Origin of the sequence: Halobacillus mangrovi (genome assembly GCF_002097535.1) — a bacterium.
Lineage (GTDB): Bacteria > Bacillota > Bacilli > Bacillales > Halobacillaceae > Halobacillus > Halobacillus mangrovi_A.
This window is the reverse complement of record NZ_CP020772.1, coordinates 3,548,170-3,573,239: the sequence shown is the minus strand read 5'-3', so window position 1 is coordinate 3,573,239 and position 25,070 is coordinate 3,548,170. Positions and strand designations below refer to the sequence as shown.

At 45.4% G+C, this 25,070-nt stretch carries 23 protein-coding genes; 21 read left to right on the top strand and 2 right to left on the bottom strand.

Going from position 1 to position 25,070, the window contains the following annotated elements; genetic code table 11:
- The first annotated feature begins 47 nt into the window (after positions 1-47).
- The 9 genes from purC to purD are packed head-to-tail and all read left to right on the top strand — an operon-like array spanning position 48 to position 9,718.
- Positions 48-767, top strand: a complete 720-nt coding sequence (gene purC, locus HM131_RS17880) for a phosphoribosylaminoimidazolesuccinocarboxamide synthase (RefSeq protein ID WP_085031052.1) — start codon at positions 48-50, stop codon at positions 765-767.
- A complete protein-coding gene (gene purS / locus HM131_RS17875; RefSeq protein WP_085031051.1) occupies positions 760-1,005 on the top strand; it encodes a phosphoribosylformylglycinamidine synthase subunit PurS in 246 nt (81 codons plus the stop codon). The genes purC and purS overlap by 8 nt, the downstream gene beginning before the upstream one ends.
- Complete coding sequence (purQ, locus tag HM131_RS17870; protein WP_085031050.1) at positions 1,006-1,689, top strand: phosphoribosylformylglycinamidine synthase subunit PurQ; 684 nt, start codon at positions 1,006-1,008, stop codon at positions 1,687-1,689.
- Positions 1,673-3,901, top strand: a complete 2,229-nt coding sequence (gene purL / locus HM131_RS17865; RefSeq protein WP_085031049.1) for a phosphoribosylformylglycinamidine synthase subunit PurL — start codon at positions 1,673-1,675, stop codon at positions 3,899-3,901. Before purQ ends, purL begins: the two co-directional genes overlap by 17 nt.
- Positions 3,877-5,289 carry an amidophosphoribosyltransferase gene (gene purF / locus HM131_RS17860; RefSeq protein ID WP_085031048.1) on the top strand — a complete coding sequence of 471 codons (1,413 nt, stop codon included), beginning with the start codon at positions 3,877-3,879 and terminating at the stop codon, positions 5,287-5,289. Before purL ends, purF begins: the two co-directional genes overlap by 25 nt.
- Before the next feature lie 18 nt (positions 5,290-5,307).
- Positions 5,308-6,318 carry a phosphoribosylformylglycinamidine cyclo-ligase gene (purM, locus tag HM131_RS17855; protein ID WP_085031047.1) on the top strand — a complete coding sequence of 337 codons (1,011 nt, stop codon included), beginning with the start codon at positions 5,308-5,310 and terminating at the stop codon, positions 6,316-6,318.
- Positions 6,315-6,893 carry a phosphoribosylglycinamide formyltransferase gene (gene purN / locus HM131_RS17850; RefSeq protein WP_085031046.1) on the top strand — a complete coding sequence of 193 codons (579 nt, stop codon included), beginning with the start codon at positions 6,315-6,317 and terminating at the stop codon, positions 6,891-6,893. Before purM ends, purN begins: the two co-directional genes overlap by 4 nt.
- The gene (gene purH / locus HM131_RS17845; RefSeq protein ID WP_085031045.1) at positions 6,890-8,422 is read left to right on the top strand and encodes a bifunctional phosphoribosylaminoimidazolecarboxamide formyltransferase/IMP cyclohydrolase; all 1,533 of its coding nucleotides are present in this window, start codon (positions 6,890-6,892) and stop codon (positions 8,420-8,422) included. Before purN ends, purH begins: the two co-directional genes overlap by 4 nt.
- 18 nt (positions 8,423-8,440) lie before the next feature.
- Entirely contained in the window at positions 8,441-9,718 is a 1,278-nt protein-coding gene (gene purD / locus HM131_RS17840; protein ID WP_085031044.1) for a phosphoribosylamine--glycine ligase, read from the top strand.
- Here purD and HM131_RS21330 read toward each other — a convergent pair.
- Positions 9,683-9,787 (bottom strand): EYxxD motif small membrane protein, encoded by a 105-nt coding sequence (locus tag HM131_RS21330; protein WP_408607076.1) that lies wholly within the window; start codon positions 9,785-9,787, stop codon positions 9,683-9,685. The two genes, purD and HM131_RS21330, sit on opposite strands and share 36 nt — an antisense overlap.
- 92 nt (positions 9,788-9,879) lie before the next feature.
- Complete coding sequence (locus tag HM131_RS17835) at positions 9,880-10,137, bottom strand: YgaP family membrane protein (RefSeq protein ID WP_085031043.1); 258 nt, start codon at positions 10,135-10,137, stop codon at positions 9,880-9,882.
- 72 nt (positions 10,138-10,209) lie between these two features.
- Between HM131_RS17835 and HM131_RS17830 the strand changes: the two genes are divergently transcribed.
- The 12 genes from HM131_RS17830 (at position 10,210) to gatC (ending at position 25,070) form a co-directional block, all read left to right on the top strand.
- A complete protein-coding gene (locus tag HM131_RS17830; protein ID WP_085031042.1) occupies positions 10,210-11,955 on the top strand; it encodes an adenine deaminase C-terminal domain-containing protein in 1,746 nt (581 codons plus the stop codon).
- A gap of 23 nt (positions 11,956-11,978) precedes the next feature.
- Positions 11,979-13,031, top strand: coding sequence for a DUF3048 domain-containing protein (locus tag HM131_RS17825; RefSeq protein ID WP_085031041.1), 1,053 nt, complete (start codon positions 11,979-11,981; stop codon positions 13,029-13,031).
- 15 nt (positions 13,032-13,046) lie between these two features.
- On the top strand, positions 13,047-13,349 hold the full coding sequence (locus HM131_RS17820; protein WP_085031040.1) for a YerC/YecD family TrpR-related protein: 303 nt from the start codon (positions 13,047-13,049) through the stop codon (positions 13,347-13,349).
- A gap of 159 nt (positions 13,350-13,508) precedes the next feature.
- Positions 13,509-14,108, top strand: a complete 600-nt coding sequence (locus HM131_RS17815) for a YitT family protein (RefSeq protein WP_085031039.1) — start codon at positions 13,509-13,511, stop codon at positions 14,106-14,108.
- 263 nt (positions 14,109-14,371) lie between these two features.
- A complete protein-coding gene (gene pcrB / locus HM131_RS17810; RefSeq protein ID WP_085031038.1) occupies positions 14,372-15,058 on the top strand; it encodes a heptaprenylglyceryl phosphate synthase in 687 nt (228 codons plus the stop codon).
- A gap of 12 nt (positions 15,059-15,070) precedes the next feature.
- Positions 15,071-17,305, top strand: a complete 2,235-nt coding sequence (gene pcrA, locus HM131_RS17805) for a DNA helicase PcrA (RefSeq protein WP_085031037.1) — start codon at positions 15,071-15,073, stop codon at positions 17,303-17,305.
- 15 nt (positions 17,306-17,320) lie between these two features.
- Positions 17,321-19,324, top strand: coding sequence for an NAD-dependent DNA ligase LigA (ligA, locus tag HM131_RS17800; RefSeq protein WP_085031036.1), 2,004 nt, complete (start codon positions 17,321-17,323; stop codon positions 19,322-19,324).
- Positions 19,325-19,338: 14 nt separating this feature from the next.
- Positions 19,339-20,484, top strand: a complete 1,146-nt coding sequence (locus HM131_RS17795) for a CamS family sex pheromone protein (protein WP_085031035.1) — start codon at positions 19,339-19,341, stop codon at positions 20,482-20,484.
- 394 nt (positions 20,485-20,878) lie between these two features.
- Positions 20,879-22,429 carry an L-glutamate gamma-semialdehyde dehydrogenase gene (pruA, locus tag HM131_RS17790; RefSeq protein WP_085031034.1) on the top strand — a complete coding sequence of 517 codons (1,551 nt, stop codon included), beginning with the start codon at positions 20,879-20,881 and terminating at the stop codon, positions 22,427-22,429.
- A 362-nt stretch (positions 22,430-22,791) separates the two neighbouring features.
- Positions 22,792-22,914 carry a hypothetical protein gene (locus HM131_RS21200; protein ID WP_269749100.1) on the top strand — a complete coding sequence of 41 codons (123 nt, stop codon included), beginning with the start codon at positions 22,792-22,794 and terminating at the stop codon, positions 22,912-22,914.
- 6 nt (positions 22,915-22,920) lie between these two features.
- Positions 22,921-24,432, top strand: a complete 1,512-nt coding sequence (putP, locus tag HM131_RS17785; protein ID WP_085031033.1) for a sodium/proline symporter PutP — start codon at positions 22,921-22,923, stop codon at positions 24,430-24,432.
- Between the two features lie 347 nt (positions 24,433-24,779).
- The gene (gene gatC / locus HM131_RS17780; protein ID WP_085031032.1) at positions 24,780-25,070 is read left to right on the top strand and encodes an Asp-tRNA(Asn)/Glu-tRNA(Gln) amidotransferase subunit GatC; all 291 of its coding nucleotides are present in this window, start codon (positions 24,780-24,782) and stop codon (positions 25,068-25,070) included.

Sequence of the window (25,070 nt, the reverse complement as noted above, 5' to 3'; positions counted from 1 at the left end):
TCACCTCAGGTCATACATAAATTACCAATTCGAGTGAGGTGTTCCACATGAAGGGTTCGTTGTTATATGAAGGAAAGGCGAAGAAAGTTTATCACGTCAATGATCAAGAGGATCAATTGATTTTATCTTATAAAAATGATGCCACCGCATTTAATGGAAAGAAAAAAGATCAGTTTGAAGGCAAAGGACGCCTTAACAACTTGATTACCTCGAAAGTCTTTGAATATTTGAAACAGCACCAAATCGACTCCCACTTTATTAAAGCGTTGAATGATACCGAACAGCTTGTTCAGAAGACGACCATCATCCCACTAGAAGTTGTTGTTCGCAATGTCGCTGCCGGCAGTATCACCCGCCGTCTCGGTATCCAGGAGAAAACACGCTTTACCCCGCCTATTGTTGAATTATTTTATAAAAAAGATGAACTCAATGATCCTCTCATCAACGATGTTCATGCCTATCACCTGACAGACATCACTGAACAAGAATTGGTCTACATCAAAGAAATGGCACTTACTGTCAACGAACAGCTCACCCAGCTTTTCAAAGAAGCAAATTTGCAGCTTGTTGATTTCAAACTGGAATTTGGACGACTCGCTGACGGAACGATTGTCCTTGCAGATGAAGTTTCCCCTGACACATGCCGTCTGTGGGACCTGGAAACCGGCGAGAAAATGGACAAAGACGTGTTCCGTGAAAACATCGGTGACCTGATCTCAACTTACGAAAACATACTACAACGACTGGAGGCAAACACACATGCGTAAAGTAAAAATCTACATCACATTAAAAGAGGGCGTACTAGATCCACAAGGAAAGGCCGTTCAAAATTCTCTTCACTCTCTTGAATATAAAAACGTCAACGAAGTACGGGTTGGAAAATATATGGAAGTGATGCTTGAGGATACGGAAAACCTTGAGGAACAAATCGATAAAATGTGTGACCAGCTTTTAGCAAACCCGGTCATTGAGGACTATACGTACACGATCGAGGAGGTTGTCTAAGTGAAGTTTGCTGTCGTTGTATTTCCCGGTTCGAACTGTGACCGTGACATGTATTATGCCGTGAAGGATGCGCTTGGCGAAGAAGCGGACCTCGTCTGGTATAAGGAAGCTGATCTATCAAACTACGACTCTATTCTTCTGCCAGGGGGATTCTCTTACGGAGACTACCTCAGATCAGGAGCAATCGCGTCAACCTCTGATATCATCGAGCAGATCCGTGAAGCAGCGGAAGCGGGAAAACCAATTCTAGGTGTCTGTAACGGATTCCAAGTCCTGCTTGAAATGGGATTGCTTCCAGGGGCAATGCTTCCGAATAAACATCTGAAATTCATGTGCCACTATGAAACGCTTATTGTAGAAAACGCGGAAACCCTTTTTACGAATCAATACGATGAAAAAGAAAGAATCAGCATCCCGATCGCTCACGGGGATGGAAACTATTATTGTGACGAACAAACTTACCAAACTTTGAAAGAAAACAACCAGATCGCTTTCACTTATGAGAAGAACCCAAACGGCTCTGTAGGAGATATTGCAGGGATTACGAACGAGACTGGCAATGTACTCGGTATGATGCCGCACCCGGAACGTGCCGTTGAGAGCCTGCTAGGAAACGAGGACGGATTACGATTGTTTCAATCCATTTTGACTCATTGGAGGAATAGACATGCCATCAATGCTTGAGATCAGCCCAGAGCAAATCGAAGAACAACGCCTTTATAGTGAAATGGGGTTGAGCGATGACGAATTTCAATCCATCAAAAAAATCCTGGGCCGCAAGCCGAATTATACCGAAACAGGTTTGTTCTCGGTGATGTGGTCTGAGCACTGCAGCTATAAAAATTCAAAGCCACTGCTAAGAAAATTCCCGACAGAAGGGCCTCAAGTGCTGCAAGGTCCCGGGGAAGGAGCAGGAATTATCGACATCGGTGATGAACAGGCGGTTGTGTTTAAAGTGGAAAGTCACAATCACCCGTCAGCAGTTGAGCCCTATCAAGGTGCAGCGACAGGTGTCGGCGGAATTCTTCGTGACGTCTTTTCTATGGGCGCGCGTCCGGTTGCTTTACTGAATTCATTAAGATTTGGTTCCCTTCAGCAGCCGCGTGTTAAATATTTATTCGAAGAAGTTGTCCGCGGGATCGCTGGCTACGGAAACTGTGTCGGTGTTCCTACTGTCGGTGGAGAAGTGCAGTTTGATGATGCCTATAACGGCAATCCACTCGTCAACGCCATGTGTGTCGGATTGATTGATCATAAAGATATTCAAAAAGGGATTGCAGCTGGTGTTGGGAATACCGTCATGTACGTCGGTGCGAAAACAGGACGTGACGGCATCCACGGAGCGACTTTTGCATCGGAAGAATTGTCGGAAGAGTCCGAAGAAAAACGTCCTTCTGTCCAAGTCGGCGACCCATTCATGGAAAAGCTTCTGATCGAAGCTTGCCTAGATGTCATTCATCACGATGCGCTCGTAGGCATTCAAGATATGGGAGCGGCCGGTCTCACTTCTTCGGCTAGTGAAATGGCAAGTAAAGCCGGTACGGGAATGACGATGAATTTGGATCACGTGCCACAGCGTGAACAGAATATGACGGCATACGAAATGATGCTCTCCGAATCGCAGGAACGTATGCTTCTCGTCGTTGAAAAAGGCCGCGAAGAAGAAATTGCGCAAGTGTTCCGTAAGTATAACTTAGAAGCTGTAGCGGTCGGCGAAGTAACGGATACGAAGCGCTTCCGCCTTGAACATCACGGCGAAGTCGTTGCAGACGTTCCCGTCGATTCGCTTGCTGAAGATGCTCCAGTGTACCATCAGCCGTCTAAGGTTCCGGCATACTATGAAGAGTTTCAGGCGATGGAAAACTACGTACCAGCTATAACAGATTATCGCCAAACTCTAATCGAGCTTTTAAAACAGCCGACGATTGCGAGTAAAGAATGGGTATACGACCAGTATGATTCCATGGTACAGACAAACACGGTTGTTACACCAGGTTCTGATGCCGCTGTCATTAGGGTCCGCGGAACGAATAAGGCACTTGCAATGACGACGGATTGTAATTCCCGATACATTTACGTTGATCCTGAAGCAGGCGGGAAGATCGCTGTCGCAGAAGCGGCTCGTAACATCGTTTGCTCAGGCGGACGTCCATTAGGCATCACCGATGGTCTCAACTTCGGTTCACCAGAGAATCCGGAAATCTTTTGGCAAATGGAAAAAAGTGTTGAAGGCATGAGTGAGGCTTGCAAAGAGCTGAATACGCCTGTTATTAGCGGAAACGTATCTCTATATAATGAATCTTTTGGTGGTAAAGCGATTTATCCAACACCGATTGTTGGAATGGTCGGGTTAATTGACGAAACAGGTCATATTACCCAGTCACACGTGAAACAATCCGGAGATTTGATTTATATTGTCGGTGAAACGAATCCTGAGTTTGGAGGCAGTGAACTGCAAGGCATGCTGGAAGGACGCCACTTTGGGAAAGCGCCAGCCATTGATCTCGAAATAGAATCACACCGCCAGAACCAAGTGTTAACAGCGATCCGCTCTGGCCTTGTAGAATCCGCTCATGATTTAGCTGAAGGTGGTCTTGGGGTAGCTTTAGCGGAGAGCCTGTTTGAGCAGGAACTCGGTTGCGAAGTGTATGTTGATGGCGATGTTACAACAGCTTTATTCTCTGAAACCCAGTCACGCTTTATGATCTCAGTCAAACCAGATAATAAAAAAGCGTTTGAGCAAGCGGTGGCAGACGCACGCTTAATCGGAACTGTAACCCATGACGGCATTTATCGTGTGAAAGCTGGTGATCAATTGGTCTTGGAAGAGCAGACATCTGTGCTGAAACAAACTTGGAAAGGAGCTATTCCATGCTTGGTGAAATCAAAGGCTTAAACGAAGAGTGCGGCATTTTTGGGATATGGGGACATCCGGAATCGGCTCAACTGACGTATTACGGGTTACATGCGTTGCAGCACCGCGGGCAAGAAGGGGCTGGAATCATTACGAGCGATGGAGAACAATTGAAGCTTGCCAAAGGGCACGGACTGATCAACGAAGTTTTTTCTCAACATCAATTGGATGAGTTGAAAGGTCATGCTTCCATGGGACATGTCCGTTATGCGACGGCAGGAGACGGGGGTTATGAAAATATACAGCCCCTTTTATTCCGGTCTCAAACTGGAGGACTTGCACTTGCCCACAATGGAAACCTCGTCAATGCCCAAGCACTGAAAAACCAGCTTGAGGCACAGGGCAGCATTTTGCAGACGACTTCCGATACGGAAGTCGTCGCTCACTTGATCAAACGAGCACGCCATCTGGAACTTGATCAGGCGATCGCAGAAGCGCTCTCCATGATCAAAGGAGCCTATGCATTTCTAATGATGACCGAGGAAAAAATGTTCGTTGCTAATGATCCGCGGGGATTACGTCCGCTCTGTCTTGGTCATTTGGGGGAATCATGGGTAGTCTCTTCAGAAACGTGTGCATTCGACATTATTGGTGCCACCTATGACCGTGAAGTTAAGCCTGGAGAATTGCTGATCATCTCAGATGAAGGTGTGGAATCCAAGCGTTTCTCGGCACCCATTCAACGTACGCTTTGCTCGATGGAATATGTTTATTTCTCTCGTCCGGACAGCAACTTAGACGGAAAAAATGTTCACGCCTCCCGAAAACGTATGGGGAAAGCCTTGGCTAAGGAAGCCCCAATTGAAGCGGATGTCGTAACGGGTGTGCCCGACTCAAGTATTTCAGCTGCCATCGGATACGCTGAAGAGGCTGGACTTCCCTATGAGCTTGGTTTGATTAAAAACCGATATGTAGGCAGAACGTTCATACAGCCGTCTCAAGAGCTTCGTGAACAAGGGGTGAAAATGAAGCTGTCAGCAGTAAGAGGAATTGTTGAAGGCAAACGTGTCGTCATGGTTGATGACTCTATCGTTCGCGGGACGACGAGCCGCCGAATTGTAAAGATGCTGAAGGAAGCGGGAGCGAAGGAAGTGCACGTTCGAATCGCCTCTCCTCCGATTAAGAACCCTTGCTATTACGGCATTGATACCTCGAACAGCGGTGAATTGATTGCCGCTAACAATACCGTTGAAGAAATCGAGGAGCAAATCGGAGCGGACAGCTTAGCTTATCTAACTCCGGAAGGTTTGAATGAAGCCATATATGAAGGGGAAGAGTCGATGGAACACGGCGGCTGCATGGCCTGCTTTACCGGAAACTATCCGACGGAAATCTATCCGAACACGGTTCACCCTTATGAAAAAGCGTAAAGAAATGGAGGAGCAGCGATGAGCCAATCTTATAAACAGGCTGGGGTCGATGTTGAAGCGGGCTACGAAGCCGTCGACCGTATGAAAAAACACGTACAGCGAACGATGCGCAAAGAAGTGCTCGGCGGCCTCGGTGCTTTTGCCGGACTGTTCGATATCAGTGAGATGAATTACGAAAAACCAGTCCTCGTTACCGGAACCGACGGAGTCGGTACAAAGTTGAAGCTCGCCTTTCAAATGGACAAACATGATACCATCGGTGTTGATGTCGTTGCGATGTGTGTAAACGACATCGTCGCTCAAGGTGCCGATCCACTTTTATTTCTTGACTATATTGCCTGCGGAAAAAATGAACCTGAGCGGATTGAGCAGATCGTCAAAGGCATTGCTGATGGCTGTGAACAGTCGGGTGCTGCTCTTGTTGGTGGGGAAACAGCTGAAATGCCCGGCATGTATGAGCTTGATGAGTATGATCTTGCCGGTTTTGTCGTCGGAATGGCTGACAAAGATAGCATCATCACAGGCGACTCGATTCAGCCTGGCGACGTGTTGATTGGGCTCCCATCCACGGGCGTTCACTCCAACGGCTTTTCCTTAGTCAGGAAAGTCATCGACAACAATGGACTTGATTTGAATAAAACTTATCCTGAATTCGACCGCCCACTTGGCGAAGAGTTATTGACGCCAACGAACATCTACGTAAAGGCGGTTCAAGGTTTGAGAGAAGCAGTCAGCGTTAAAGGACTCGCCCATATTACAGGCGGTGGTTTTTATGAGAACGTTCCCCGTACTTTGCCGGAAGGGCTTGGAGCAAGGATCGAAACGAACAGCTGGCCGGTACCGGAGATCTTCAACTTTTTACAAAAAGAAGGCAGGATCCCTGAGGACGATATGTATGGCGTCTTTAATATGGGAATCGGGATGGTTGCCGTTGTGTCTGAAGACGAGGCTGAAGCAGCTGTTGCTTCCCAGAAGAACGCTTTTGTTATCGGAAAAGTCACAGAACAGGAAGGGATTCACTGGTCATGATGAATTTAGCTGTATTTGCTTCAGGTACGGGGTCGAATTTTGACGCCATTATCCAGGCCATTGAAGAAGGAAAGCTTGATGCTCAAGTTTCTCTTCTTGTTTGCGACCGGGTGGGGGCGTCTGTCATTGAAAAAGCGCAGCGTCATTCTGTAGATACGGTTGTCTTTACGCCCAAGGTTTATGAAAATAAAGCAGCTTATGAGCGAGCGTTACTTGAGGACTGTCGAACAAGAAACATCGATTACATTATTCTTGCAGGCTATATGCGCTTGATCGGGCCTACCCTGCTAGAGCCCTATCAGAACCGGATTCTGAACATTCATCCTTCCCTTTTGCCGGCGTTCCCTGGAAAAGATGCCATCGGACAGGCATTTGAAAAAAAGGTTAAAATCACAGGGGTTACCGTTCATTTTGTAGATGACGGGATGGACACAGGACCGATTATCGATCAGGAAGCGGTTCGAATTGAAGACACCGATACCGAAGAAGATGTAAAAAGGAAAATTCAAGCGGTCGAGCATCGCCTATACCCGAAAGTTATACAATCACTACTCGTCAAGGAGGAATCTCTATGAAAAAGCGCGCCTTACTCAGCGTATCCAATAAACAAGGGTTAACCAACTTTGCTAAACAACTACATGAACTAGATTATGAGCTTGTTTCTACAGGGGGCACCAAACGAGTGATCGAGGAAGCCGGCATTCCGGTTCGATCGATTTCAGAAATTACGGAGTTCCCGGAAATCATGGATGGACGCGTGAAAACCCTGCACCCATCTGTGCACGGCGGCCTGCTTGCTAAACGAAGCAATGGTGAGCATATGAATCAGATTGAGGAACTCGGTATCCAGCCGATCGACCTTGTTGCCGTCAATTTGTATCCATTCAAAGAAACGATTGCAAAAGAAGACGTGACAGAAGCGGAAGCTATTGAAAACATCGATATCGGTGGTCCTACAATGCTTCGTGCAGCCGCAAAAAGTTTTGAAGATGTGGCCGTTGTGGTCGATCCAACTGATTACAATGAAGTCATCGAAGGATTGAAATCTGAAAACTTAAGCTATGAGGTCCGTCGTAAGCTAGCTGCGAAAGTGTTCCGTCATACAGCTAACTATGATGCAATGATTGCCGAATATTTCACCACTCTAACAGAAGAAGCTTATCCAGAAACTTATTCCGTGACGTATGAAAAAGTTCAGTCCTTACGTTATGGAGAGAACCCTCATCAGTCTGCTTCTTTTTACAAAAAAGCAAACTACGAAGGGGCATCTCTTGCCAATGCGGAGCAGTTGAACGGAAAAGAACTTTCCTACAACAATATACAGGATGCAAATGCTGCCTTAGAAGTAGTGCTTGAATTTAATCAACCGGCAGCCGTTGCGGTCAAGCACATGAACCCTTGTGGTGTAGGTGTCGGTGATACGCTCTATGACGCTTACGTGAAAGCTTATGAAGGAGATCCTGTTTCTATTTTTGGTGGAATTGTCGCGTTGAACCGTGAAGTCGATGCAGACACAGCGGCTAAACTGAAGGAGATTTTCCTAGAGATCATCATCGCGCCATCTTTCAGTCAAGAAGCGCTTGATCTGTTAACGAAGAAAAAGAATCTTAGACTGTTAACCGTAGATATGAAGAAGCCAGAAGCGCAAACGCATAAGCTGACAAGCGTTGGCGGTGGCTTACTTGTACAGGATACCGACGAAGGTTCTTTAGATGATGTCGAACTTGAAGTCGCAACGGATCGTGAACCGTCAGAGCAAGAGCTGCATGACTTGAAACTCGGATGGAAAGTTGTGAAACATGTGAAGTCGAACGCGATCGTCGTTGCAAAAGGCGACCGCACATTAGGAGTTGGCGCAGGTCAGATGAACCGTGTAGGCGCAGCTAAAATCGCACTCGAACAGTCAGGAGGTAAAGCGGAAGGGAGCATCATGGCATCTGACGCATTTTTCCCAATGCCAGATACGGTGGAAGCAGCTGCAGAAGCTGGTGTAAAAGCAATTATACAGCCGGGTGGATCGAAGCGTGATCAAGATTCAATTGATGCTTGCAATAAGCATGGCGTGGCAATGGTCTTTACTAGAATGCGTCACTTCAAACATTAAATCACAGGGGTGAATGGGATGAATATTTTGGTAATCGGTCGTGGAGGCCGTGAGCATAGTCTGATACAGAAGCTAGCTGAGAGCAAACAGGCGGACAAAATTTTTGCTGCACCAGGGAACGCTGGTATGGAAGAAGTTGCTGAACGAGTGGCTATACCGGAGACCGATCAGAAGAAGCTTGTTACTTTTGCAAAAGAAAATGGAGTAGACCTAACCATTGTAGGACCTGAAAATCCATTACTGGAAGGACTAGTCGATATCTTCCAATCGGCAGGCCTGAAGGTTTTCGGACCGACCTATGCAGCCGCTATGATTGAAGGAAGCAAACATTTTGCTAAGAAGATCATGGCGAAGTATGAGATTCCTACGGCAGACTACCAGGCATTCACTAATCTAGAAGCGGCTAAAGCGTACATTCGTGAAAAAGGCGCACCTATTGTTGTCAAAGCGGACGGCCTGGCTGCTGGAAAAGGTGTGGTCGTCGCGGAGAAAGTGGAGGAGGCGCTAAAAGCAGCTGAGGATATGCTTGAAAAAGGACAGTTTGGCGAGGCAAGCAAAGAGATCGTTGTTGAGGAATTTTTACAAGGAGAAGAATTTTCTCTAATGGCATTTGTCAATGGTTCTAACGTGTACCCAATGATTCCTGCAAAAGATCATAAGCGTGCGTTTGAAGGGGACCATGGTCCAAACACAGGCGGCATGGGTGCGTTTGCTCCAGTTCCGGAACTGCCAGAAGCGGATTATCAGACTGCGGTCAACTCCATCCTGCAGCCGGCGGCAGATGCACTTGTTAAAGAAGGGCGCCCATTTACCGGAATTCTCTATGCAGGGCTGATTCAGACAGACAGAGGCCCGAAAGTGATTGAATTTAACGCACGTTTTGGTGATCCAGAGACGCAGGTAGTCCTGCCTCTATTGGAAAACGACCTTGTCCAGGTGATTGTAGATGTGCTGAATGAGAAAGATCCTGAACTTCGTTGGGCAGACAAAACTTGCGCAGGGGTGGTTGTTGCTTCGAGCGGCTATCCGGGGGGATATGAGAAAGGACGGCCAGTTCCTGTTATAAGTGGAAAAACTAACGTCTATACAGTGCATGCCGGTACGGAAAAAAGCGAGCATGGCTATGTATCCAGTGGAGGGCGTGTCCTGCTCGTTGGAGCGGTAGAAAAGAGCCTCCCTCAAGCACTGGAAGAGGTCTATGAACATTTGCAGATGTTCGAAGGCAATAAAGACTTTTATTACAGACGTGATATCGGGATTTCATCGATTTCGTCGACGCACCCCTACGTAAAATAGAGCGGCTATGGTACCAATGACTGTTACAATCACGAATCCGACATCTGTGAAATATTCTAAAAAATCCATATCGTTTTCATCCTTTATAGAAAGGACGGGGATTGTCCCCGTCCTATTTTATTTATATCTTAAGACAATAGGTGCAAGCAAGATCATCGTTATTACATCACTTCTTCAGTAAATTCCTGATCCCAATCTTCCTCTAGACCGTCATCTTCATAAACGATCTCATCATACATCGCTGTCATTGGGCAGTAGCGAACGATTCCTTCCGCCACCTTCATGGCTGCGATGATAACCATCATACGCTGAACAAACGAATCTTCCTGCTTCTGGCCTTGCATTGACAAAAATGTCAGCATGCTTAGCCCGGCAGTGATACGAACCATAGAGTTGATAATCCCGATATTTTGTATCACGTAGGTTCCTCCTTAGCAAGTAGGGTTTTCCTGTGTTACGATAGAACATATTGAAACAAGGGAGGACGCTCCATGAATGAAACACGATTCCGTTGGCGTAATCGGCAGTTGCGTGAACATGCGGCTGTCATCGATGGCACACAAGCGCCAACTAAACTGATCAAAAATACAACCTATTTGAACGTATATATGAAACAATGGATGACAGGGCACATCTGGCTGTATGAGGATCGTATCCTCTACACAGGGCCGGAGCTTCCTGCCAATACAGACGGAACAGAAATCATTGATGGGAAGGACAGTTATATTGTCCCAGGCTACGTTGAGCCTCACGCCCATCCGTTTCAGTTATATAATCCCCGAAGCTTGGCGGAATATGCAGCCAGGACAGGGACCACCACGCTGATTAACGATAATCTTATGTGGCTTTTTTTAACAGAAAAAGAGAAAGCGTTTTCTTTATTGGAAGAATTCATGAATCTTCCCGCAACGATGTACTGGTGGGCGCGTTTTGACCCTCAGACTGTGCTCAGGGAAGAAAAGAAACAGCACTTTGATGAACAAGTGCTCTCCTGGATTGAACATGATGCAGTCATCCAGGGAGGGGAACTAACGGCATGGCCAGATGTTCTCTACGGCGGTGATGAACAAATTCTTCATTGGATGCAGGAAACGAAGCGGGCAAGAAAACCGCTGGAAGCCCACCTTCCTGGCGCTTCACAAAAAACACTAGTCAAAATGAGACTGTTAGGCATGGACTCTGAGCATGAATCGATGACGGCGGAAGATGTGATCAAACGTCTGGAAGTTGGTTACCAAACCGGACTTCGCTATTCTTCCATTCGCCCTGACCTTCCCGATATCCTTAAGGGACTGAAAAAGCATAATCACACCCACTTCGATCATATGATGTACACAACGGACGGATCTACGCCTGGCTTTTATCGTGAAGGACTGATCAATCAATGTATAAAAATTGCGATTGAAGAAGGTGTTCCGGTCCTGGATGCTTATATGATGGCGACTTATCAGCCAGCCCGGCATTTCGGTATTGAAAATCGGGTTGGAAGTGTTAACGCAGGGAGAGTGGCTCACCTCAACTTTTTGAAAGATCCAAAAGACCCGACTCCTCATTCTGTTATTGCAAAAGGAGAATGGGTAAAGCGGGATGGCGAGATGATTCAAACCGAATCGACGATTCCTTGGGAGAAAAATGGTGTGACCCCATTATCATTAGATTGGGAGGTTGCGGAAGGGGATATGCAGTTCTCAATGCCGATTGGAATGGAAATGATTAATGATGTGATCATGAAGCCGTATGCAATCGATATTGATGCCTCAGCAGAACGCCTGTCTCACGAGACGAATGAAGCCTTCCTCATGTTTATGGATCGGGATGGAGAGTGGACTGTCAATACGTTGCTAAAAGGGTTCACGAACTCTCTGGGAGCCATTGCCAGCTCTTATTCCAATACAGGCGATTTGATCCTTATCGGAAAATCACGCTCTGACATGAAAAAAGCCTTCAAGAGAATGAAAGAACTCGGAGGTGGAATTGTGCTCGTGAATGATGGAAAAGTGATCTTTGAACTGCCTCTTCCATTAGGTGGTGTCATGTCTGACTTACCCCTTCCTGAGCTTATGGAAAAGGAAGCAGAATTGAAACAACACTTGAAATCTCATGGTTTTTCTTATTCCGACCCAGTCTATACACTGCTCTTTTTATCTTCCATGCATCTGCCTTACATCCGCATCACACCACTCGGTATCATGGATGTGAAAAAGAAAGAGGTACTCTTTCCTTCGATAATGCGTTAAAATAAAAGAGGGAAGTGTTAAAAGTGAGAAAGCTTACGTTTTTAAGTGTCACCTTTTTCTCCCTATTTCTACTTAGTGCCTGTGCATCTGTAGGAAAAGGGATGGAAATAAATCAAGAGACGGCGTTTGAACAAGAACCGAAAGAGATAGAAGGTTCCCAAGACAAAGAACAGCAGCAAACGGACGACAACATATATCCTTTAACAGGACAAGCGATGGAAGAAGTAAGCCAGCATCGGGTCATTGGTGTAATGATTAATAACCATACGAAGGCAAGACCGCAGTCGGGTCTAAGCCAGGCAGATATCGTCTATGAAGTGCTGGCAGAAGGGCAGATCACACGCTTCCTCGCTTTGTTTCACAGCCGGATTCCTGATACAATTGGACCGGTAAGAAGCGCGCGACCATACTATTTCGAGATCGCTTCCGCTTTTAATTCGGTTTATTTGTATCATGGAGCATCAACAGCCATTAACCGTAAGATCGCAGCCAATGGTATTCATTATCTGGACGGATCGTTGTACGACAACAATGGCTGGCTGTTTCAGCGGTCTTCGGAGCGGTCAGCTCCGCACAATTCCTATTTGATTACAGCAGGGCTAGATCAGGCACTGACCAATAAAGATTATCCTCAGGATCATGAAGTCGCACCACTTCCATTTTCAAAAGAGAAGCCTATAGATGGAACAGACGCCAACGGTGTGACCATCACTTACTCCGAACACCCTGAAGAAGTCGTCACATTCACGTATGATGAGGCGAGCGGCCGGTATTTGCGTTCGAGTGATGGAGAACCTTCATTTGATGCCGCCAATGAAGAGCGTCTTGCCGTTGATAATGTCATGATTGTCGAGACTGAACATCAAATCATCGACAGCAAAGGCCGGCGTGATATTGATTTAACATCCGGTGGAAAAGGGTATTTAATACAAAAAGGGAAAGTAAAAGAAATAGAATGGAAAAATATCGATGGGCGCATTTTGCCCTATGACAATGAAGAGCCATTGTCGTTTGTTCCAGGGCAGACATGGGTAAATATCGTTCCTAAAAATGCAGCCGTCACTGTTAATGATTAGAGGAGGACTGATGCTATGCAAATAGACAAACTGAGAGGAAAAACGCTTGACCAGCTTTTTGAAGCCATTTTATCCCTGCAGAATGTAGAAGAATGCTACGAGTTTTTTGATGACTTAGCGACAATGAATGAGGTGCAGTCACTCGCCCAGCGTCTAGAAGTGGCACGTATGTTGAGGGAGGGCTTCACGTATCATAAAATCGAGACGGAAACAGGAGCCTCAACGGCGACGATTTCCCGCGTGAAGCGCTGCTTAAATTACGGGAATGACGCTTACACGCTTGCGCTTGATCGTGTCCAGGAAAAGAAAACTGAATAGTTTTGGGAAGGACTGCCTCTCTCATAGAGCAGTCTTTTTTGTTTGAGCTCAGGCGGATGACAAATACCATTGCCCGTTCACGAGCATAAATCCCTTCTAAGAAGAGCTTGACAAGCATACGCTAGTAGAAACTTGTCTACCTCGAAGGGGATTTTTATAATGAAGTCCTTTCTTAAAAAAGGAATAGCGATCCTTGCTGGAAGTATGCTCCTGTCGCTCGGAATCAATTTTTTTCTAATCCCTGATCATGTTCTTGATGGCGGGATGATTGGACTTGGTCTGATCGCTAATTACGTATGGGGACTCAAAGTCGGCTTTACAATCATTTGCTTCAGCATACCGATATTTACGCTAGCGTGGTTCCACTATCGCGCTTATTTTTATAACAGTCTACATGGACTGCTCGTTTCCTCTCTTTCGATCGATGTATTGAGTGGTCTTCGCGACTATCACCTGGCACTCGATCCGGCCGTGAGTTCCATCCTTGGGGGAGCACTAGTGGGTGGTGGTATCGGATTAATGCTTAGGAATAAGACGAGCACGGGCGGGACCGACCTGCTCGCTCAGATGATATCCGATTGGCTGAAGATGAACGTCGGCTTTGTCATTTTTGCATTTGATTTGTTAATTATAGGTGTGAGCGGCTACCTTTTCTCCACACAGACGCTCCTGCTGTCGACGATTACAATTTTGAGTGTGGCTTTGGTTACGATGCTTTGTACCTCTTCAAGGTTTCTTCACCATGCAACCCCTCATTAGAAACTGCTTTCCTTGGAAGGCGGTTTTTTTGCTTGGAAAAGGAGATCGGGAACAATCACCATTAGCTACGGAACAAATAGCTTGCGTTAGGGAACAATCCTCTCACGTTAGGGAACAAACCAGACTAGCCAGGGAACAAATCTCCCTCCACCCACAGCGAGTCAAAAAAACTTCATCAATTTTTCTCTGCCGTATCCATTCATTCCATGTAGCAAAGTTTGCTATAATGAGTGAATGGATATCTGTTTTTTTGGAGGACAGAAATGGAAAAAATGAACGAGTGGGATCATGTCTTTAAGCTTGATCCGAACAAAAAGATTAGCGACCAAGACCTACAATCTGTTTGCGAATCGGGTACAGACGCCATCATTGTAGGCGGAACGGATGGAGTCACATTCGAAAATGTACATGATCTATGGGAACGGATTGAGCCTTACGAGGTTCCTTGTCTATTGGAAATCTCGGATATAGAAGCAATCACCCCCGGGTTCGATGGTTATCTTATTCCAATTGTGCTGAACAGTCAGCACAAGAAGTGGTTGCTGGATATCCAGCATCACGCAGTGAAAGAATATGGAGACATCATCGACTGGAAGAGCATGGCCACAGAGGGCTATTGTGTGCTGAATCCAGATGCAAAAGTGTATCAGCATACCAATTGCTATCTGCCGGATGATGCAGACGTTCTCGCATATGCACGTATAGCAGAGCACCTCTTCCAATTACCCATTTTTTACTTAGAGTACAGCGGAACTTACGGGGATCCGAAGCTCGTTCAAAGGATTGCCGAAGAATTGAATCAAACGACACTGTTTTACGGCGGTGGCATCCACACACCTGAGCAGGCTCGGGAAATGAGTGCTCATGCGGATGTGATCGTCGTCGGAAATATCATTTATGAAAATATACAGGCCGCACTGGCAACGGTGCAGGCGGCAAAATCAACCTAAGGATGGTGGACCATGACACAAGCAATGAATCCTTTAGTAAAAGGTTTGAATGAACAGCAGCGAAACGCAGTGATCCATACCGAAGGACCACTTTTGATTATGGCAGGGGCAGGAAGTGGTAAGACTCGTGTACTTACTCACCGTATTGCCTACTTATTAAGTGAAAAAGATGTAGCGCCCCGGAACATTTTGGCGATTACATTTACAAATAAAGCCGCACGCGAGATGAAAGAGCGTGTCGAGAGGCTTGTCGGCAAAGATGGAGAAAAAATTTGGATGTCGACGTTTCACTCGATGTGTGTAAGAATTCTTCGTCGTGATATCGATCGGGTTGGATATGACAGAAACTTTTCTATCCTGGATTCCAGTGACCAGCTCTCTGTGATAAAACAGGTGCTGAAGGAAATCAATCTTGACCCGAAAAAATGGGATCCACGCGCGATGTTAGGCGCAATCAGTAACGCGAAAAACGAATTAATGACTGCCGAAGATTATGCCAAGCAGGCTGGCAATATGCACGAAGAACAGATTGCCGAGATTTACAAAGGGTACCAGAAGAAGCTGCGTAAAAACCAGTCGCTCGACTTTGATGATCTGATCATGCAGACGTTGTCTCTTTTCGACCGTGTTCCTGAAGTGCTTGAATATTATCAGCGCCGTTTCCAGTACATTCACGTTGATGAGTATCAAGACACGAACCACGCGCAGTACCAGCTCGTAAAACACCTTGCGAGCCGTTATCAGAACCTTTGTGTTGTGGGTGATTCTGACCAGTCGATTTACGCATGGCGCGGGGCAGACATTCAGAACATCTTGAACTTTGAAAATGACTATCCGAATGCGAAAACGATTTTGCTTGAACAAAACTACCGTTCTACCGAGCTGATTCTCAACGCCGCGAATAACGTCATCGATAACAATTCTGGCCGTAAGCCGAAGCGTTTGTGGACCGACAACAGCGGTGGAGAGAAGATCCATTACTATCAAGCTGGTACTGAACGTGAGGAAGGTCTTTTTGTCACAGATAAAATTGAGGATCTCGTTCGTCAGGGCCGCTTCCAATACAAAGATGTGGCGATTCTTTACCGTACGAACGCCCAGTCCCGTACGATCGAGGAAACGTTCGTTAAAGCCGGCATCCCATACCAGATGATCGGCGGCACGAAGTTCTACGATCGGAAGGAAATTAAGGACATGCTTGCGTATTTGCGTTTAATTGCTAACCCGAACGACGACCTCAGCTTCCAGCGTGTCGTCAATGAACCGAAGCGCGGTGTTGGGAAAACGAGCATGGACAAGATGATGGCGTATGCAACTGATCATGACATCTCGCTTTATGAAGCGGCAGCAGAAGTCGATTTTGTCGGTGTAAGCGCAAAAGCGGCGAAGTCGATCATGAGCTTCCGTAAGATGATTCAAAACTGGACCCAGCAGCAGGAATTCTTATCAGCAACCGACATGGTTCAGGAAGTTATCGATAAAACCGGATATGAAGAAATGCTCATGAACGAAAAGAGCATTGAAGCACAAAGCCGTCTTGAAAACATTGAAGAATTTAAATCTGTTACAAAGAACTTCGAAGAGAACGCAGAAGATAAGACGTTGATCGCGTTTTTAACAGATCTTGCGTTGATCGCGGATATCGATTCCATGAATGAAGACCCTAGTAGTGACGACACCGTAACCTTGATGACGCTGCACTCTGCGAAAGGACTGGAGTTCCCTGTCGTGTTCTTGATTGGGATGGAAGAGAGCGTCTTCCCGCACAGCCGTGCCCTAATGGACGATGAAGAATTGGAAGAGGAACGCCGTCTTGCTTACGTAGGGATTACTCGTGCCGAGAAGCAGCTGTTTATTACTCATGCAAAAATGCGTACGCTATATGGCCGTACCAATATGAATCCGATCAGCCGCTTCATTAATGAAATCCCTGAAGAACTCCTAGAAGGCAAGGAGCAAAAAGAGGAGCTTCCATTCTTCAACAAGAAAAAAGAAGCGTCTCCTTTCCAAAAACAATCGCTGCGTCCAGAAAAACGGGCAGCGAAGAAAATTGAGAAGAACAAAGGCACCGGTGCGGAAAAAGCGAGCTGGCAGCCGGGTGACAAAGCTGTGCATAAGAAGTGGGGCGAAGGAACAGTCGTCAAGGTCCAGGGTGAAGGCGATGCGATGGAGCTGGATATCGCGTTCCCGGCACCGACTGGCATTAAGCGTCTACTGGCACGTTTTGCTCCGATTACGAAAGCGTAAGGATGTGGAAGGAAGATGAATGGATCTGAAGCGAAAGAAAGAATTGACGCTTTGAAACAAGAGCTTGAACAATACAATTATGAATACCACACGCTTGATCAACCAAGTGTTTCAGACTATGAATATGATAAAAAAATGCGTGAGCTGATTGATTTAGAGGAGGAGTTTCCGGAGCACCAGACGCCCGATTCTCCCTCTCAGCGCGTTGGTGGAGCTCCGCTTGAAGCGTTTGAGAAAGTCCAGCATATCATCCCTATGCTCAGCCTCGGGAATGCATTTGATGACCAGGAGCTACGCGATTTTGATCGCCGCGTCCGTAATGGTACCAATGAAGATGTAAACTATGTCTGCGAGTTGAAAATTGATGGCCTCGCTGTGTCTCTTCGTTATGAGGACGGCTTGTTCGTCCGCGGTGCCACTCGTGGTGACGGTACGACAGGTGAGGACATTACCAAAAACTTGAAGACGATTCGCAATATTCCTCTTCGGCTTAAGAAACCCGAGACGCTTGAAGTCCGCGGAGAAGCGTATATGCCGAAGCGCTCGTTCATGGCGTTGAATGAAGCGCGTGAAGCCAATGAGGATGAGCCATTTGCGAACCCTCGAAATGCAGCGGCAGGTTCACTGCGTCAGCTCGATCCGAAGATTGCAGCTAAGCGTAATCTGGATATCTTTTTATATGGGGTTGGCCAGTGGGAGGATGATCCAGCTGATTCCCACAGCGAACGCTTAGAAAAGTTAAAAGAACTCGGATTAAAAACGAACCCGGAATGGAAAAAGTGTAACAATATTGACGAAGTCATCGACTATGTTCATAGCTGGGTGGAACGCCGGGCGGATCTTGACTATGAAATTGACGGCATTGTAATAAAAGTGGATCGTCTTGATCAGCAGGAAACGCTTGGATTCACAGCGAAAAGCCCACGCTGGGCAACGGCCTACAAGTTTCCAGCTGAAGAAGCTGTAACACACCTCCGTGACATTGAGCTCAGCGTTGGCCGTACAGGGGTCGTTACACCGACTGCCATTCTTGATCCGGTAAAAGTCGCTGGTACGACCGTGCAACGCGCATCTCTTCATAACGAAGACTTGATCCGTGAGAAGGACATCCGCATTGGGGATACAGTGGTCATTAAAAAAGCAGGCGATATCATTCCGGAAGTTGTCCGAGTCATGGAGGATCAGCGTGAAGGCAACGAAGAGCCGTTTTCCATGCCAGAAACATGCCCTGAATGTGACAGTAAACTCGTCCGTCTGGAAGAAGAAGTAGCGCTAAGATGTATCAATCCGAACTGTCCCGCGCAGCTTCGTGAAGGGCTGATTCACTTTGTTTCGCGAAATGCAATGGATATTGAAGGACTTGGGGAAAAAGTGATCGCACAGCTTTTCCAGGAACAACTCATCCATAACATTGCTGATCTTTATAAGCTTGAGCGCGAACAGCTGTTGGAGCTTGAACGTATGGGTGAAAAATCGGTGCAGAATCTTTTGCAGGCTATCGAAGCTTCGAAAGAGAATTCGTTGGAGCGTCTGCTTTTCGGGCTCGGTGTCCGATACGTCGGAACGAAAGCAGCAAATACTCTAGCTCAGGAATTTGAAACGATGGACAACCTGCTAGAAGCGGATGCTGAAAGACTCGAAGCTATTCCAGAAATCGGAGAAAAGATGGCCGACTCTATCGCGCGTTACTTCGCTAAACCTCAGGTCATCCAGTTATTGGAAGAGTTAAAAGGTCTCGGGTTGAACATGGAATATAAAGGACCAAAGAAGAGTGAACAGCCGGAGGATTCACCGTTTAAAGACAAAACTATCGTACTTACTGGAAAAATGGAAAACTACAGCCGTTCAGAGGCGAAGAAAATCGTAGAGGAGCTCGGAGGCAAGATAACAGGAAGTGTCAGTAAAAATACAGACCTTCTGATTGCTGGGGAAGACGCCGGTTCCAAATATACGAAAGCCTCTGATTTAGGTATTGAAATTTGGGATGAAGAAGAGTTTACGAAAGCTTTATCCAACTAGGGAGTGGAAAGACCATGAGGAAGCTGCACGCACTGTTGTTAAGTTCGTTGCTGTTTATAAGCGCGTGTACCCCGGTTTTTGACAATAGAGAAGAAGTCATTCAAGAAACGAAAGACGAAAATAGCAACCAGACAGCTATCGTCCCAAGCTATACGATGTCAGAAGAGAATTATCGGATGATTTTGACGGAAAGTAGTCCAAAAGTAGCTAAGGCAAGAACGGTGACAACTAACCAAATGGGGAATCGGCTGGACATCGCCGAATTCGAAAGTGGGCTTCGACGTCATTCAAAAGAATATTTTAGTCCAGAAGAGTACTTCTTTCAGCCTGGACAGTTCCTTTCACAAGACACACTGTTAAGCTGGCTATCCAGATATACGGAAAAAAATGAAGAAGGCTTGAATCCCGAATTGAATGAAGACGAAGCTTCTGAGGAGGATTTTCGGCAAAATCCGAAATACATCTCCAATATCATTGAACAAGATTATCTTGTAAAAAAAGACAAGAAGGTCGTTGAGGTTCAAGGTGTGACTATAGGCATTTCACTTCGCACAGTCTATAATTTCACTACTGAGGATCGCGATTATAAGGAAAACCACTCTACTGAAGAACTTTTGAAAAAAGGAAAAGCGTACGCCGGAGAAATTTTGACTCGCCTTAGAGAACGTGAAGAACTGAAGGACGTACCGATCGTTTTTGCTCTATATGAAGAGGAAGAAGCAAGATCTAAGGTCCCAGGCAAATTTCTTAGCAAAACGTATGTGGATGGATCGGACAGTAAAATCAAAGATTGGAAGTCGATCAATGAGAAACATGTGCTTTTCCCATCAAAAGAAGCAGAGAAAGACTATTTTGAGGATTCACAGATTTTCTCAGACTTCCGCAAAGAAGTTTCTGATTACTTCCCAAACTTTGTAGGCATGATCGGAAACGGATTCTATGTGGATGACGAACTGAAGCAGGTATCCATTGATATTCCGATTCAATTCCATTCGCAATCAGAAGTCGTCGGGTTTACTCAGTATGTCTACAGCCTTGTGGTTGAAATGTTCCCTGAGCATTATTCCGTCGAGGTGAACATTAAGAGCATGGACCGTCAGGAAAGCTTAATTGTGAAAAAAGCAGGGAAAGAAGAACCTTTCGTCCACATTTATGAATAAAAGCTAAAGCCGTATGGATTTTACTGTCCATACGGCTTTTTATAGGAATTTTTTCTAACAATCAGACAAACGTTAGGAATCAGCCTTGAATTTGCCGCGTAATCATTCATTTTTAACAAAATCCACTAATTCATTCTTGAATTAATTAGAATCCATATTTCGACAAGGAACGCAATGAAGAAATATAAGAAAGTAAATTAGATTATGAGAACGATATCAGAATCAAATCGCAAATTTCAGGAATATTTGAGGCTAAATCGACGAATTTCAGATGAAAGAATTTGAACTGGTGAGAGGGTTACGATAAAATTATGAATGGAAACGCTTGAAGTGGTAATTTTCGAAAAAATCACGTGGCGTCTAACCTCATTTACTTTCAAGGAGGCGGTTTAGCATGGTAGTACCTTACAAACATGAACCATTTACCGATTTTAGCGTGGAAGAAAATCGTAGAGCATTGGAAGCTGCGATCAAACAGGTTGAGTCTGACTTAGGCAAAGACTACCCGTTAATTATCGGCGGAGAAAGGATCATGACGGATGACAAGATTAAAGTCGTGAATCCAGCAAATAAGAAAGAAGTTATTGGTTATGTTTCAAAAGCGAATCAGGATTTGGCTGAGAAAGCTCACCGAATCGCAGACGAAACGTTCGACTGGTGGCGCAAGACCAAAGCCCAGTTTCGCGCGGACATACTGTTCCGTGCTGCAGCGATCGTCCGCCGTCGTAAGCATGAATTCACTGCGCATCTAGTCAAAGAAGGTGGAAAGCCTTGGAAAGAAGCAGATGCAGATACAGCTGAAGCTATTGATTTTATGGAGTTTTACGGACGTCAGATGCTTGAGATTGATAAAGGAGTAGAAATCAACTCACGTCCAATCGAAAATAACCGTTTCCACTACATTCCACTTGGTGTCGGAGTTGTCATTTCCCCATGGAACTTTTTGTTCGCCATCATGTGCGGAACGACGGTTGCAGCCATGGTTTCCGGCAACACCGTATTACTTAAACCAGCAAGCGCAACACCTATTATCGCTTATAAGATGATGGAAGTGCTTGAAGAAGCAGGTCTTCCTAAAGGTGTTATCAATTATATTCCAGGAAGCGGGAAAGAAGTGGGCGACTACCTTGTCGATCACCCACGCACTCGTTTTGTAAGCTTTACTGGATCCCGAGAAGTCGGTACACGCATTTTCGAACGTGCCGCGAAAGTTCACGAAGGTCAAAAATGGTTGAAGCGCACAATTATCGAAATGGGCGGTAAAGATACCATTGTCGTTGACAAAGATTCCGATCTTGAGCTAGCTGCAGATGCAATTACGTATTCTGCTTTCGGTTTCTCAGGTCAAAAATGTTCGGCTTGCTCCCGTGTCGTAGCGCATGAAGAAGTGTATGACGAGCTTCTTGACCGTGTGGTTCATAAGACAAAAGAACACGTCAATTACGGTGATCCTACAGACAATAGCCATTATATGGGGCCGGTCATCGACCAAGGTGCTTATGACAAGATTATGGACTATATTAAGATTGGTAAAGAAGAAGGTAAGCTAATGGCTGGCGGTAAAGGCGACGATAGTAAAGGGTGGTTTATCGAGCCGACTGTCTTTGCTGACCTTGCACCTGATGCAACCATTATGCAGGAAGAAATTTTTGGACCTGTCGTCGGTTTCACAAAAGCGAAGTCATTCGATGAAGCTTTGGAAATCGCGAACAATACAGAATATGGACTGACAGGGGCGGTCATTTCCAACAACCGTGCCCATATTGAAAAAGCACGTGAAGATTTCCATGTCGGAAACCTTTACTTCAACCGTGGATGTACAGCGGCTATCGTAGGCTACCATCCATTCGGCGGGTTCAACATGTCTGGAACCGACTCCAAAGCGGGCGGACCGGATTATTTAATTCACCATATGCAAGGAAAAACAACATCTGAAATGTTATAAAATAAGAAAAAAAATAATCTCCTTTCTACTATGTAAAGAAAGGGATTATTTTTTTCAGATCGTACATAATAAAAAAAGCAAATCAAGAGGGGAAACCTTCTAAATTTGCTTTTTGTCAAAAAAAATTCAAAAAGATTTTGTGAATGTTTATAGTCGATATGACTTATATACGCATTTTTATACAGTATATATGTATATAAATACATATTCGACTGAAACTCGCAATTTTTGCAATGTTCTAACAAATATAATATGATATGGTTGTACCTGTGTTTGGATTTTTAAGCTTCTATGACTTAAGAACCATATGTCGGAACGAATGCATAGGAGTGCATAACAAAAAGATTAGAGGAGGTGGGAGAGTGTTTGAACTAGCCACAGCAGCAACAACTATTCAAGGGGCTACATGGTTCTGGTTGTTTGTCCCAATGCCAATTTTAATCATTCTATCAATTATTACACTATTCACTGAGAGGAGCGAATAACAAAACATGAGTACTGCAACGTTAATTACGTTTATAGTTTATCTGATTGGTATGCTGGGGATCGGTTTTGCAGCATACAAATTAACAAGTGATTTATCCGATTATGTATTAGGTGGTCGTCGATTAGGTCCAGGAGTAGCGGCACTATCTGCAGGTGCATCTGATATGAGTGGCTGGTTACTACTTGGTTTGCCAGGTGCGGTTTATGCAAGTGGTCTATCATCTGCGTGGATTGGTGTAGGACTTGCCCTTGGTGCTTACTTAAACTGGCAGTTCGTAGCCCGTCGTCTGCGTGTTATGACTGAAATTGTGAATGATTCCATCACAATTCCTGATTATCTTGAGAACCGTTTCCGTGACAACTCACATATCTTACGTGTGATTTCTGCATTCGTAATCCTATTATTCTTTACCTTCTATACATCCTCCGGTATGGTAGCCGGTGCGAAGCTGTTCCAAGCTTCATTTGAACTGAGCTATAACCAGGCTCTATGGATTGGTGCCATTGTAACAATTTCTTACACTTTCCTAGGTGGTTTCTTAGCTGTAAGCTGGACAGACTTTGTCCAGGGTATCTTGATGTTCCTAGCACTAATTGCTGTACCAATTGTGGCAGTATCAGAGCTTGGCGGATGGAGCAGTGCTGTAGACGCAGTTGCTCAAATTGATCCATCTCACCTGAACATGGTACAAGGAGTAGGGGCTCTTGCTATCCTTTCCTCACTAGCCTGGGGACTTGGCTATTTCGGTCAGCCGCACATTCTTGTACGTTTTATGGCTCTACGTTCACCTAAAGACGTACCGAAAGCCCGCTTTATCGGAATGGGCTGGATGATCCTAGGTCTTTATGGAGCGATTTTTACAGGTCTATTCGGTCTTGCATTCATCAATACTCAAGACTTGAGCACACTTGGAAGCTTTAATGCTGAAGTGGTAACAGAAGGCGGCATCCAAATGCTTGCTGACTCTGAGAAGATTTTCATTACCTTCTCACAAATCCTGTTCCACCCAGTTATTGCAGGTATCCTGCTTGCAGCGATCTTGTCTGCAATCATGAGTACCATTGACTCTCAGCTTCTTGTGTCTTCTTCTGCACTTGCAGAGGACTTCTATAAAGCGATCTTCCGTAAGAACGCTTCTGAGAAAGAATTGGTATGGGTGGGTCGTTTCGCCGTAGCAGCGATCGCATTGATTGCGATTCTTATTGCCGGTAACCCAGAAAGTAAAGTACTTGAACTCGTATCTTACGCTTGGGCAGGGTTCGGTGCTGCATTCGGTCCAATCATTATCTTGTCCCTATTCTGGAAAGGAATCACTCGTAACGGTGCCCTGGCTGGTATTATCACTGGTGCGGTTGTCGTTGTAATATGGGCTGATTTCTTAAGCGGCGGTATTTTCGATCTTTACGAAATTGTACCTGGTTTCATCTTGAGTGGACTAGTTGCAATCTTAGTAAGTATGGGTGGTACGCCGCCGAAAGAAATTGTCGAAGAAATGTACAAAGCAAAATCTCTATAATAGTACACTTCAGAAAGAATCCCCGGTTTGCCGGGGATTCTTTTTTTGCTTATATAGGTACCGTGCCCGGCTTAAAAATAACGATTGGAAACACCTTCTTTTTAGCGTGCGTGCTTAAAAGAGCTCTAACTGAAAGGCAAAGTGCCCTAACGTGAAAGGAAAGTGTCCTAACAGTGAAATAAAGCTCCCTAACTCAAATTAAAGCCCGGCCACTTATTCCTCCCCAAGATAAGACAGCCCCCGTCTGGATATGTTAAGATAGGGAGGGTGAAAAACCGTACGTTGATTATTGATTCAGATATTTGGTATGATCATATATTATGTGAGATCGAAATGGAGGTCGCATTATGTCCAGAATTAGTAAAGACGAAGTGAAGCACGTTGCCAACTTGGCACGCCTTGCTATCACGGAAGAAGAAGCAGATATGTTCACGAAGCAGCTTGATGACATCATCACGTATGCTGAGCAGCTGAACGAATTAGATACAGAAGGTGTCGAACCGACGACACACGTTCTTGATTTGAAAAACGTCCTTCGCAAAGACGAGCCGAAGCGATGGATTTCAAAAGAAGAAGCACTTAAAAACGCACCGGATCAACAGGATGGTCAATTTAAAGTACCATCTGTATTGGAATAA